This window comes from Bifidobacterium sp. H6bp9 (genome assembly GCF_032193695.1).
Taxonomy (GTDB): domain Bacteria; phylum Actinomycetota; class Actinomycetes; order Actinomycetales; family Bifidobacteriaceae; genus Bombiscardovia; species Bombiscardovia kimbladii.
In genome coordinates, this window is record NZ_JASTZY010000004.1 from 111089 (window position 1) to 124470 (window position 13382).

Below are 13382 nucleotides of genomic sequence, written 5' to 3' on the forward strand. Positions count from 1 at the left end.
TGGCATTATGAGCCAATCGCTGTCAGCAATGGCCCCTGCTTTGAAAGCGAAAAGATATCTTTCTTACTCATTCTCAGTTTTATGCCGCTTAAGGAAAAGCGAGGCACACAGGCCGATTAGGGCTACGAGCATAAGGAAGATGAAGGCCCGCTGGTAGCCCTGGTCGAGAGCTTGGGCTGGAGTGGCTCCGCTGAGACTGCCGCGCTGAGCGCCGATGGTGACGATCATCATGGCTGCAGCTGTACCCAGCGAGCCTCCCACCTGGCGGACAGTCGAAGCAGCAGCGTTGCCGTGGGCTGCGAGTTCTGCGGGCAGTGCGTTGATGCCCTCGGTGAAAGTGGTCATCATGACCAGTGCCACTCCTGCCATGCGCAGAGCATAAGAGGAGGCGATCACAATAAGACTGGTAGTGGTGCCAAACCATATCATCGGCAAGGTTCCGGCCAGCAGCACCGTGTACCCCAAAAGGGCAATCTTCCTCGCTCCGATTCTTTGATAGATCAGACCAGAGAGAGGATTGAATATGCCCATGACAATGGCTCCCGGCAGCATGACCAGACCAGAGGTGAGCGCGCTTGACCCGCGCGTATTCTGGAGGTACAGGGGAAGCACCAGCTCCACCCCTACCATGGCAATGTTGCTCAAGGTGCTGAGCAGACTGGTCAGGTTGAAAGTAGCGTTCGTGAAAACACGCAAATTCACCAGCGGCGACTCCAGACGCAGCTGGCGCCGGCAGAACAGGATTACTACCAGCACGCCAGCAAGCAGCAATCCCAAGTCAAGCACTGACGCACCACCCGCGTCCCCTATGGCGGACAGGGCATAAAGAATGAGCCCGAAACCTAGGCAGGAATATACCACGGAAGGCACGTCCAGACGGGTTCTCACCTGGCGGTTGACCGTGTAGACCAGGAAAAACGACGCCACCAGGATCGCGGCACTCAAGGCGGCAAGCAGCACAAACAAGGCCCTCCAGGACCAGTGCTCCAAAACAAACCCCGAGAGCGTGGGGCCAACCGTGGGACCCAAGGCCACCACCAGACCCACCACGCCAAGGGCCACACCGCGCCTGTCAGGCGGGAAAAGCAGCAGTACCACATTCTGAATGAAAGGCATCAGCGATCCAGCGGCCACAGCCTGGATGATTCTACCCGCCAACAGCAGCGGGAAATGCCCTTCGGAGAAGATACAGACCAGGGAGCCAGTCAAAAAAATAGCCATCATGGCCATGAAGGTGTGCTTGGACCGGAAGTTGGAAAACACCCAAGCCGATACAGGTATCATCAGCCCCACGACCAGCAGATAGGAGGTGCTCAGCCACTGTGCGGTGGATTGGGACACATGGAATTCCGTCATAATGGTAGGCAGAGCATTGTTAAGGAAAGTCTCCGCCATCAAGGCCAGGAAGGCCCCTGCCAAAAGCGTGCCCATCATCGCAGTACGATTTCCCTCAGCCCCGCCTTGGCTGCCTTCCCCTTCGCCGCTATCCTTATTCATACCGCATCCTCCCTGTCCTTCACCGACTCGGTCCGAAGCCTACGTGATCCAACTAAAAGCAGATCAGGATTCCATGTTTCTAATGATTCGTTCCAGGTAGCCGACCAGCTGTCTGCTCTCCTGCTCATCGAACCCTTTCAAGGCAAGCTTGCCCGTGGCCTCCAATGCATGCCGGATCTCGACCTGGTGGGCATCCAGCTCATTGCGCGCATGTCCGGTAAGCTCAAGAACCATCTGACGTCGGTCATCAGTCTGAGGCTTTGCCGTCAACCATCCTGCCTTGACCAGCCGTTTGACAACTCCCCGAACCGTGGGATGGCTCAAACGGAACCTGTCGCCCACCGTCTTCTGCGTCACCTCCAGGCCCTCATGCTCATACAGGTAATAGACCATGACAAATTGGGGACCAGTCAGATTGGGAAAGATGCTCCGCACACACTCGTTCATATGCTTTTCCAGCAGGGTGTTGGCTATTTTGACCAGTCCCTCCGGCCGCTTCTCCGAGAGCTCCAAAAGATACCACCTCTCCAAAATGTAGCATGCTACATTCTTGACAAAGAAGGCCTAGCTGTCAAATCAAGGAAATACAAGAACCTATTCATCAACGTTCTTAATACAGGAGGCTCGAGCAAAAGAAGAGCCTTAGCTCAGCCTCTCCGACCTGTAGGCATGCTGGTTTACCTAGCATTTAGGCCTCAGTATCGTCGTTCTGCATAGCCGATTGGCTAAGCAATGCTGATAGGATGATAAGTTGACACTCCACCCCACCGCCGCTGTCAACAAATCACGAGCCTTTAGTCCAATAGACCTCCTTTACCTTGGAGCGACCAACAGAGAAAATCGCTAAACCGCATCAAGGGATCCACCAGGCAGACACACGCCTACTCTCATGCAAGAAGCTCTTTCAACAACACAAGGCCAATATTGAACCTCCTGAGACGTGGCTTCATCAGTCGATACAGTCAGACAAGAACGAATTCAGAGAAAAGCATGCTATCCGGGCAATAGATAGTTTCCGATATGATATAGTTTCTATAATGAAATCATATAATCCGTCCTCCCTCTACGATGCTCTCATGTATCTGCAGTGCGAATTCGTAGCAGAGCGCAACAGGGTCAACCCGGGGAACATCACCTGGCAACAGTTCGACATCCTCACCGTTCTGCGCACAGGAGCGTCCACGCCCTCACAGATTGGTCAGCGACTCGGCATGACCCGATCCAAGGTCTCCAAGAACCTCAGCACTCTGCGCGATCTCGGATACATCAGGCAGGTGCCTGACGCCCACGACCGGCGAGAGCTGGAGACCAATCTGACCCAGGATGGCCGGGACATGCTTGACATTATCGATCAACAGCATAAAACCCTTGAGGAAGATGCCCGACAGGTCTGGTCCAAAGACGAACAGGAAGAGTTCGCTACTCTTGCCAACAGGCTTATCAACAAGCTACGCCAGGAGCGAGTCGCCCGATGAGGACCGAGTGCATTCTTATTGTTCGGGCCTCCACGCACAACCTCAAGCAAGTCTCGCTGGCCATACCCAAGAGGGCCATCACCGTGGTCACCGGCCTGTCGGGTTCAGGAAAGTCGTCTCTTGTGTTTTCCACGCTGGCAGCCGAGTCGCAGCGCATGATCAATCGCAGCTACAGCTCCTACATTCAGCAGCTCCTGCCCAAGTATGAGCCTGCGGAAGTCGCCCGAATCGACAACCTGCCCTTCTCCATTGTCGTAACCCAAAAGCAGCTCTCGGGCAATGCTCGCTCAACCGTAGGCACCTACACTGATATCTACACTGCCCTGCGCCTGCTATTCTCCCGCATGGCCCAGCCATTCATCGGGTACTCCATGACGTACTCCTTCAACAATCCTGCGGGAATGTGCCCGACCTGCCAGGGCCTGGGAACTATACGCAGCCTAGTGCTTGATCGCCTGCTCAACGTGGATCTCTCGCTGAATCAGGGCGCCATCAACTTTTCCACCTTCCAGCCGGGCGGCTGGAGACTGACCAGGTATACGGACTCAGGCTATTTTGACAACGATCTGCCCTTACGTGAGTGGACCAGCAGTGATCTTGACCTCCTGCTCTACGGGAAGAAGCAAAGACCGGCACACCCTAGTCCCAACTGGCACAAGACGGCCATGTTTGAGGGATTAGTGCCCCGAATCACCAAGACCTTTATCAACCAAAACGCCGACAAATACCAGCATGAGCTCGAGCAGGTTACACGAATCGCCCAGTGTCCTGACTGCCAAGGGGCTAGGGTCAACGCCAAGGTCCGCTCAGCCAAGATCGGCGGACTGAACATAGCTGACTGTTCTGCCATGAGCGTGGCTGACCTGCAGGACTGGCTGGGAAAAATTCATGACGATCAGGCTGACACCATTCTGCAGGACCTGAAGTGCAAGATAGTCAACCAGATAACGGTTGGTCTGGGCTACTTGAGTTTGGAGCGTGGCACCTCTACGCTTTCCGGAGGAGAGGGACAGCGTCTGAAAATCGCCAACTGCCTGAACAGCCCTTTGAATGATGTTCTCTGCATCTTTGACGAACCGAGCGTTGGCTTGCATCCTCATGACCTGACTGGGATCAAGAAAATCTTCAAGGGCTTGCGGAACAAGGGCAATACGGTGGTGATCGTGGACCATGACCCCGAGCTCATCGCCATCGCCGATCATATCGTCGACATGGGGCCAGGAGCAGGCAGGGAAGGCGGACGCATCGTCTTCGAGGGGAGCTATCAGTCTCTGCTGGAAAGCGAAACAACCACTGGCAGAGCCCTGTCAGATCCAGGCACTGTAAACGAACCGGCGGCGCCTTCGCAAGGCTTCTATGCAATAGACAAGGTCACTGCCCACAACGTCAGAGAAGCCCACGCCAAAATACCCAGGCATATGCTGACTGTGATGACCGGAGTGGCCGGCTCGGGTAAGAGCACGCTGATCAAGGAAGGCTTCATGGCTCAGCATGATGCCATACTCCTCGATCAGAAGCCAATCAAGGCCAGCGGACGCTCCAACTTGTTGACCTACTTGGGCGTCTTCGACCCGCTGCGCAAGGCCTTCGCCAAGGCTACCGGCGAATCCCCCTCACTCTTCTCATTCAATGCTGCCGGAGCCTGTCCAGTCTGCAAGGGCAAGGGAGTCATCACCTTGGATATTGCCTACATGGGCGACACCAGCACTGTCTGCGAAAGCTGCCACGGAACCAGGTATTCAACGCAGGCTCTGTCTGCCAGATATCGCGGTCTCAGCATCGCTCAGGTGCTGAAACTGACTGCCGACGAGGCTATGCGCCAATATCGCGAAGTGCTGGGGCCAGCCATGCAGGCCCTAGAAGACGTCGGGCTGTCGTACCTATCCGTTGGGCAGGCCCTCGATACGCTCTCGGGCGGTGAGCTGCAACGTCTCAAGCTGGCTAAGCTGCTCAAGGACGGAATTCATGAGACCCTGATTTTGGATGAGCCCACCAGCGGCCTGCATGAATCCAATATCCTGCAGCAGATTGCGCTCCTACGTAGACTCATCGCAAGCAAAGGGCTGACTGTTGTCGCCATAGAACATAACCTGCGCTTCATCGGTCAGGCCGACTGGGTGATCGATATAGGCCCAGGAGCCGGGAGCGCGGGCGGCAAGGTGCTGTTTGAAGGGTCTCCGCTTGCACTGATGCGCCGCAATGACACTCCCACAGCCCGAGCCATGAATACCTATTTCGGCTTTACCAAGGATTCAGCAACGCAACCTTAAGCGGCTGCATTCAGATCAACAATGGTTCAGCAGTCCTGCAGACGGCGCTTCTGCCTGCCATCCTGATCGAAATTGGCGTCATCCAGCCAAGTCTCCAACCGCTTTTTCACTGTTGGCCACTCACTATCAGTTATGGAAAACCAATCCGTATCCCGAGTGCGGCCCTTGTAGACCATATCGTTTCTGAACCGGCCTTCAGCCTTGAATCCCAGCCTCAGTGCAGCCGCCCGGGAGGGCGCGTTGAGGCTGTCGCACTTCCACTCGTATCGGCGATAGCCCAAGTCCTCGAAGACATGCCGAGCCATCAGATACTGGGCTTCAGTTGCCTGTCTGCTTCTCTGCAACTCTCTGGTATAGATGACATGGCCCATCTCGACGCTTCCCATATCCGTCCGAATCCGCATCAAGGCATACATGCCCAACAGATCCGACGAACGATCAAGCTTCACCAGCTCCCGTAAATCCGGATCCTCCCCGCCCGCAAGCCGTCCAATACCAAGATCGGATGCAGACGGCTTACGCAGAATGGCAAAGAAGAGAGGATCCCGGCTTGCAATCATCGATGCAAAGCCTGAGTCGAATGCTGGTCTATCAGGGTAGAGATCGTGGGTGCTATAGGTCATGATGGATTCGTCGCATTCCGGACTGAAAATCCGCTCATAGAAGGCATCACCTTGGTTTTCGTCCAAGGGCACTACCAGAACGGTCCTGCCAGTCAAGTTGACAGGCTCCGGCATCATGGCCCCGGCAAACGAAACCGCATCACCAACGGGCTGCCCGAACTCATTGATCCTCATACCCGCATCTCCTCCCTTGGAACGATGCTCGCTCCGTTATCGTACGGAAGGGACAGCCCGTAAGCGCCAGCTATCATCCCGTACAATCCCGGCATTTAGGATACCAAGCAAACACCCCAAAAGTCCGTATGAATCCGCCTCGCACAACCACGTCTGATCACCCTTGCTGCCTCCTTTATCATCATGTCCACAAGATGATGATTCGCCGTCATATTTGTGCACATCCACTCAAGCGGAAGGAGCGATGTATTTGCGGGAATTAGACTGATACATAAGAGGAAATGATCGAGGAGCTCCATCCGGTATTCCCTCTGCCTACCGTCAGCATCGACCAAGGGAGTGATCACCATGTCCAAGGCTTTGATCGTCGTGGATGTTCAACCGACCTTCTGTGAAGGAGGTGAGCTGGGAGTCGAGGGCGGCAACGTCACAGCTGGCAAAATCGCCGACTACGTCCACAGCCATGCCGGGGACTACGACTACATGGCCACCACCCAGGATTGGCACATCGAGCCTGGATCTCACTGGTCCGATCATCCGGATTTTGTGGACACCTGGCCCAAACATGGGGTAGCCGGTTCACCCGGGGCGGAGCTGCATCCCAGGATTCGGCAGCTGGGCATCGCCCATCACTTCAAAAAGGGTCAGTATTCAGCCGCCTACTCCGGGTTCGAAGGCATCGAAGACAACACCGATCGGATCCAGAGCAGGGAAGAGTTCGCCTCGGCCAAGTCATCAGGCATCACCTTGACCGACGCCCTGGCACATGCTGGGGTCAACCAAGTGGATGTAGTCGGCATCGCCGAATCCCACTGCGTCAAGGAAACGGCCCTGGATGCCGCGAAACTGGGCTACCAGGTCACGGTCTTCGAGGATCTGACTGTCCCGGTCAGCGAGGATCAGGGCGTTGAGGCTCGAAAGGCCATGGCCCAAGCCGGCATTCGTCTGCTTTCCTCCAGCGGCAACTGAAGGCAGCGGCAGAGGAGTTCACCAGGGCTGGATGGTAGGGCCTACGGTGAACTCCGATACATTGGTATCCTCAGGCTGATCGATGGCAAAGGCCACCACTTGGGCCACCCGTTCGGGATCGATCTGGTAGCTGTCGTAGGTCTTGTTCATATCAGCCAGGGTCTGCTTGTCCGTGATAGTGCCCAGCAGTTCAGTCTTAATGGCCGCCGGGTAAATGGTAGAGGTGCGGATATGTGTCCCCTCCTGGGCGGACTCCATCCTGAGCACCTCCATCAGATCACGCAGGCCCCACTTGGTTGCCCCGTAGACCGCTCCGCCAGTATAGGCTTTGAGCCCAGCAACCGAAGAGGTGGCGATGAACTGCCCGTGACGCTGCCCGGTGAACTCCGGCAGGGCCGCAGCAATGCCATACAATGCGCCTTTCAGGTTGACGTCAATGGTGCGGTCCCACTCGTCCACATGCAGGGCCGACAAGGGCGAGTTAGGCATGAGTCCAGCGTTGAGGAATACCACGTCCACTCCGCCAAACTGCTTCTTGGCAAAAGCCACGAAATCCTCATTGGCCTGCCGATCGGTCACATCCAGAGCCATAGAGGCCGCCTGGCCACCACCCTGAACGATGTCGTTCACTATTGCATCCAGCCGATCCTTGCGGCGAGCGCCCAGCACCACCTTGGCACCTCGCTGCGCCAACAGCCTCGCTGTGGCCTCCCCGATGCCGGACGAAGCTCCGGTGATCAACACTGTCTTATCTGCAACTGTCATAACAGTCCCACCTTTCCTTATCTTCAATCGGCCTGATGGTACAACCTCGAGTCGCTGGAAGTGCAAGTCTTGACTATAACCAGGTCCGCATCGACAACCATGACCAAGCGCGTGACAGGGCTGAATCTTTTGAGAAAGACAAATCAGTAGGATTGCACCAACATGGGCACACGTAGAATCAACGCAGCAATCTACGAAGAAAGGTGGCTGTCAGCCAAAAGCGGGCTCGATCACCTCATTGCAAGAAGTAAAAAAGACAGTGTCGCAAAACTACTTAATCTGTATTGTAACGATAGGTGAGGGTCAAATATTGAACTACAATTAGTTCTTAAATTCCCTCTAGCGGACATTCAGAGCAAACAAACCACAGATCAATGGGATCATAAGAGCCAAACAGCAGTTGGTTTGTCCCGATTCGGCGAGAGAAAGGTCGCAGTCATGTCGACCACACCGACACAGCCCTCATCGCGAAAACAGGCTGTTTATCCATACTTGATCGTGCTGTCGGGCATCGTCTTCACGGCCATCCCGGTATCGCTGGTCTGCAGTTGCGCGGGCATCTTCTTCACTCCTGTCAGCAGCTACTTCCATGTTCCCAAGGCCGCATTCACCGGATATTTCAGCATATTCAGCATCACTATGGTCATCTTCCTGCCAGTGGCCGGATGGCTGATGCACCGCTACGATCTGCGCATCGTCCTGACGGCAAGCACCATTCTGGCCGGACTGGGCTGCCTGGGTATGTCTCGATCATCCGCCATGTGGCAGTTCTATCTATGCGGCGTGGTTCTGGGGATCGGCATGCCGCCCATCCTCTATTTGTCAGTGCCCACTCTCATCAACGCTTGGTTCCGCAAACGGGTCGGGTTCTTCATCGGCCTGTGCATGGCCTTCACCGGAATAGGCGGCGTGATCTTCAACCAGATAGGCACCATGATCATCAGATCCGCCCCTGATGGATGGAGGCAGGGATACATGGTCTTTGCCATTCTCATTCTGGTGGTTACCCTGCCCTTCACCATCTTCGTGATTCGCAGCACGCCCGAACAGATGGGTCTGCATCCCTACGGCGCGACCGACCAGGAATCTGCTGCAGCTGAGGCGGCCACCACCAGCGCAGACACTGGAAGCAAAGGCAAAAAGAGCTCAGAGCCTGCAGCGTCGACCGTGGGCATGACTGCTTCCCAGGCCTTGCGTTCCCCTGCCTTCTGGGCGCTGGCAATCTTCTGCGGCCTGATCACTATGAATCAGACCATCTACCAGTTCTTGCCCTCCTATGCGGCATCCCTGCCGTCCATGGCGGCCTACACGGGACTGATCGCCTCCTCCTGCATGGCCGGCCAGGCTATCGGCAAGGTCATCCTGGGCATGGTCAACGACGGCAGCATCGTGGGCGGGCTCTGTCTGGGCATCGGCGGCGGCGTTCTCGGCGTCTGCCTCATGGTCGCCTTCCCCGGATTGCCCGCACTCCTCCTGCTGGGAGCCTTCGCCTTCGGTCTGGTCTACGCATGCACTACAGTGCAGACACCCATCCTGGTTACAGCCGTCTTCGGCTCGCGTGACTATACGAACATCTATGCACGCATTCAGATGGTTGGCTCCTTGGCCTCAGCCTTCGCCGCTCTCTTCTGGGGCGCCATCGCTGACCAACCTCACGGCTACATCATCATGTTCGGCCTGAGCATCCTGATCATGATTGCAGCATTGTTCCTGGGCATTATCCCGCTGAAGGGTATGCGTAAGTCGGCAGCTCAAACCGCCTGACCGAGCCCTGCGACCGAGCCCTGCAGCAATTGGCCCCACAACCATTTCGCCACCCTTCCCCCATTCATAGACCTTGGCCTTTGAACATTTATTGGAAGTCACCGAGTTGTATCCTGGACCTGGCGCCCAAAGGCGGAAAGGCGATTGAGTACTCATGACCACACTGCAGACCAATCGGACAAAGATAACGAGCGTAGCAGGCGGAGCTATTCTCGAAAAAGGGCTGATCCTATGCGCTCAACGTGGACCAGGCCGCACCCTCGAAGGTCGTTGGGAGTTTCCTGGAGGAAAGATCAATCCCGGCGAATCACCCTCGGAGGCTCTGCGCCGTGAGATTTTCGAGGAACTTGACTGCACGGTCCAGGTATTGGAACCAGTTTGCACGACCATGTACACCTATCCGTTCGGCCGCATCGCCCTCTGCGTCCAACTTTGCCACCTTGCCCAAGGACGGCCGCAACGCAGCGAACACCGAGCTCTTCGCTGGCTGGCTCCAGAGGATCTTTCAACCTTGAACTGGGCTCCTGCCGACAGACCGGCGGCAGCCATCCTTACAGCTATGGACCAGTGCTTTGGTAATCCCCACCATGAACATCAATGAACGCTCGAACAGCCAATCTGCCAAGCCAACCAAGCTAAGGGAACCGAACCTTGCAAGGGAACTGAGAAAAACATGGATTCTAAGTTGAATACGGAGATCCGTCTGCTAATAGATCCTGATTCGACTTCGATATTCGAAGGCGTGGTTACAGGCCTTATAGGCGACGATCCGACTCGGGAACTATCTGCTGGAGCCCAGGACTTCACACCCCGACTGATCACCAACCAGCCTGGTGACAATATGGAGGACGCGCTTTGCCAAGAGCTCCAGGAAAGCGAGACTTTCGACATCTCAGTTGCCTTCGTATCTGCCGAGACCCTGCTTTCCCTTTTCCAAGAGTTCAAAAACCAAAAAGCCAGACCCGGCAGCCGACCTGGGCGAATCATCACTTCCACTAAGGACTACTTCAATCCTCCAAGAGCTTTCTGGGAGCTGCTCAGGCTCAAGAACGTTACCGGAGCCGACGTGAGAGTCTGGCAAGGCGAGCAGAGATCAGAGTCAGAGGATTCAACCACTCAAGTCATACCGGAGGGCCAACCCTTCCACCCCAAAGGCTATATTTTCGCCAAGCACCTGAAAAACGGCAAACCATATTATGACCTCTACATTGGCAGTTCCAACCTCACCCAACAGGCCCTGACGAATCAGCGTGAGTGGAACCTGCGCCTGTCCTCCTTGGACCGAGGAGCGCTGATCGACCAAATCAACCATGAAATTAATCGACAAGTAGCTGAATCTCAGCCTTTGACAGAAGACTGGATCGAGCAATATGAAGAGGATTTTCGCCACTACGCCCCACCCAGAAAGCAACTCGAGACTGCACGCCGGCACAGACACATACGCCCCAATTCCATGCAGCGGGAGGCCCTGAAGAACCTGAAAGAGCTGCGAGCGCGGGGCGAACATCGGGCCATCATCATCTCAGCCACAGGAACAGGTAAAACCTTCCTGTCGGCCCTGGACGTCAAGCAAGTAGGTCCCGCCAAGATGCTCTACCTGGCTCAGCAGGAGCAGATATTGAAGAAAGCACAGTCTTCCTATCAGGAGATTCTGGGTTGCTCCAAAGAGGAAACCGGCCTCTTTACCGGTAGAGACAAGAAGAAAGGCAGCCGCTACCTATTTGCAACGGTGCAGACCATGAGTCGTCCGGATACCCTGAAAGAGTTCCCAGCCGATGCCTTTGACTACATCCTTATCGATGAGGTCCATCATGCCGGGGCTAAAAGCTATCAAGCAATCCTCGACCACTTCTCCGCGGCAGACTTCATTCTAGGTATGACAGCTACGCCTGAGCGCACCGACGGTTTCAATATCTTCGAACTCTTCGGATACAACGTAGCCTACGAGATACGATTGCAGAAGGCATTGGACGAGGGTATGCTTTGCCCATTCCACTATTACGGGGTAACCGAATACCTGGGGTCTGACCCCGCTAGCGGCAATGGTCGGCCTAGCATCACCGTCGATGATGATAGCAACAGCCGAGACCGCGGCCAGTTGACATACGAAATAGGACAGCTAACCACTCCAGGCAGGGTCAGATACATTATCGATGTATTGCAACAGTACAGCCCATACCACCAGCAGATCACCGGCCTCGTCTTCTGCAGTAGACGCGAAGAGGCTCAACAACTGTCAGAGCTGTTCAACCGTGAGTTCAATCAGCAGACCGAACGAAACTATCATACCCAGGCTGTGACCGGGGATACCCCGGTTCCGCAACGCGAGAAAGCTATCCAGGACTTGGAAAACGGCGATCTGGACTACATCTTCACAGTTGATCTGTTCAACGAAGGCATCGATATTCCCGCGCTCAACCAAATAGTCATGCTCCGCAATACCCAGTCCAGCATTGTCTTCACTCAGCAACTGGGAAGAGGACTGCGGCTTTACGATCATAAAGAGAGCGTCGTTGTCATAGACTTCATCGGCAACTACGCCAACAACTATCTGATCCCCGTGGCCCTGTACGGAAATACAGGCGATCGCGACATGGCCCGTCGTAACTTGCAACGCCACACCATAGGCCTGTCATCCATCAGCTTTGATCCCATCGCACGGACACGTATCCTGCGATCTCTGGACACAGCAGATTGGTCGGCTATGAAAAAGTTGACCGAGGCATATCGCCAGCTAAGGTTCCAGCTAGGACGCATCCCTATGCTCACTGACGTCCATGCTCACGATCCATCGCTCACGCGTACCATGGCCGCCAAATTAGGTGATTATCACTCTTTCGTACGTTCTCGCGAGCGCAACCTGGGCAAGGATGGCACTCCGCCCGAACCCGTCAGCCCAACCGAAACAGGCATTCTTAAAATGGCCACCGAAGTCCTGCTACCTGGTTTGAGGCCTCAGGAGCTGGTCATTCTCGAGCAACTGTGCCAACTGTCCAAGAGCGAGCGTGCAAACACAGCGACCGACATTGGAAGGCTCAAGGCTACCCTGACTGAACGGTTCCCGCAGTCATATCGGGATCCCACCCAGATGGCATCGGCTCTGCGCGTCCTGGACGGCAGTTACTTCACACCGACCCAGACCCGCCGGTTCGGCGGCCTTCCGCTAATCAGCCGTATGGAGAACGGATCCATCCGACTCAACCCGACCTTCGCCAGACTGATTGAGAACCACAGCACCTTCCGCAACTTTTTCGTGGACACTATGAAAACTGGCCTGCTCAATTGTCAGGATGCCCTCAGGGATGTTCCTGCCCAGGAATTGCAGTCTGAGCATGGATTCCTTAGGGGAAGGCAATACACAATGGCCGAAGCCGTGCGCCTGCTGAGCTGGAATCGCGAGGTCAACGGCCAGAGCATCGGCGGATACATGGTGGATCAGACTACAGGCACCATGCCCATCTTCATCAAGTACGCCAACAGCCAGTACCAGGACCAGTTCCTGAACGACCAAACCTTACGCTGGTTCAGCAAGAATCACAGAAGACCTGAATCCAGGGAATTCCGTTGGATGCATCAGGGCTTGGGACAGCCAGGCTGGCAGGAGACTCACTTCATTCCGCTTTTCGTCATGCGTCGACAAGAGGCAGCAGACCGTCGCTACTACTATTTGGGTCATGTCACCGCGGTAGGGCCATCACGAGCCACAGAAAAACCAGGGCCAGACGGCAAGGGCCGAGTGCCTGTCACCATCACCGATCTCAGTCTTGACCGACCTGTGGATCATCAACTCTATCGCCATCTGCTCGATATCTAAGCGCAGCCCAGTCAGCATAAGAGGCGCACTG

General features: G+C 55.4%; 10 protein-coding genes. 6 read left to right on the forward strand and 4 right to left on the reverse strand.

Translation table 11 applies throughout. The features are described 5' to 3' along the window. Positions 1–63: 63 nt before the first annotated feature. Both QRX40_RS06585 and QRX40_RS06590 read right to left on the reverse strand, forming a co-directional pair. Entirely contained in the window at positions 64–1497 is a 1434-nt protein-coding gene (locus tag QRX40_RS06585; protein ID WP_313837171.1) for an MDR family MFS transporter, read from the reverse strand. A gap of 63 nt (positions 1498–1560) precedes the next feature. Continuing rightward, entirely contained in the window at positions 1561–2010 is a 450-nt protein-coding gene (locus QRX40_RS06590) for a MarR family transcriptional regulator (protein WP_313837173.1), read from the reverse strand. 524 nt (positions 2011–2534) lie between these two features. Here QRX40_RS06590 and QRX40_RS06595 point away from each other — a divergent pair. Then, positions 2535–2972, forward strand: coding sequence for a MarR family winged helix-turn-helix transcriptional regulator (locus QRX40_RS06595; protein ID WP_313837174.1), 438 nt, complete (start codon positions 2535–2537; stop codon positions 2970–2972). Beyond that, positions 2969–5242 carry an ATP-binding cassette domain-containing protein gene (locus QRX40_RS06600; RefSeq protein WP_313837176.1) on the forward strand — a complete coding sequence of 758 codons (2274 nt, stop codon included), beginning with the start codon at positions 2969–2971 and terminating at the stop codon, positions 5240–5242. The genes QRX40_RS06595 and QRX40_RS06600 overlap by 4 nt, the downstream gene beginning before the upstream one ends. Positions 5243–5268: 26 nt before the next feature. Here QRX40_RS06600 and QRX40_RS06605 read toward each other — a convergent pair whose 3' ends face one another. After that, complete coding sequence (locus QRX40_RS06605; protein ID WP_313837178.1) at positions 5269–5931, reverse strand: GNAT family protein; 663 nt, start codon at positions 5929–5931, stop codon at positions 5269–5271. A 456-nt stretch (positions 5932–6387) separates the two neighbouring features. Between QRX40_RS06605 and QRX40_RS06610 the strand changes: the two genes are divergently transcribed. Then, positions 6388–7008, forward strand: a complete 621-nt coding sequence (locus QRX40_RS06610) for an isochorismatase family protein (RefSeq protein ID WP_313837179.1) — start codon at positions 6388–6390, stop codon at positions 7006–7008. Positions 7009–7026: 18 nt separating this feature from the next. Here QRX40_RS06610 and QRX40_RS06615 read toward each other — a convergent pair whose 3' ends face one another. Continuing rightward, entirely contained in the window at positions 7027–7773 is a 747-nt protein-coding gene (locus QRX40_RS06615) for an SDR family oxidoreductase (RefSeq protein WP_313837181.1), read from the reverse strand. A gap of 438 nt (positions 7774–8211) precedes the next feature. Here QRX40_RS06615 and QRX40_RS06620 point away from each other — a divergent pair, with 438 nt between their 5' ends. The 3 genes from QRX40_RS06620 (at position 8212) to QRX40_RS06630 (ending at position 13351) form a co-directional block, all read left to right on the forward strand. Then, positions 8212–9537, forward strand: coding sequence for an MFS transporter (locus tag QRX40_RS06620; RefSeq protein WP_313837183.1), 1326 nt, complete (start codon positions 8212–8214; stop codon positions 9535–9537). A 154-nt stretch (positions 9538–9691) separates the two neighbouring features. Then, the gene (locus QRX40_RS06625) at positions 9692–10138 is read left to right on the forward strand and encodes a (deoxy)nucleoside triphosphate pyrophosphohydrolase (RefSeq protein ID WP_313837185.1); all 447 of its coding nucleotides are present in this window, start codon (positions 9692–9694) and stop codon (positions 10136–10138) included. 72 nt (positions 10139–10210) lie between these two features. Continuing rightward, the gene (locus tag QRX40_RS06630) at positions 10211–13351 is read left to right on the forward strand and encodes a DUF3427 domain-containing protein (RefSeq protein ID WP_313837186.1); all 3141 of its coding nucleotides are present in this window, start codon (positions 10211–10213) and stop codon (positions 13349–13351) included. Positions 13352–13382: the final 31 nt, after the last annotated feature.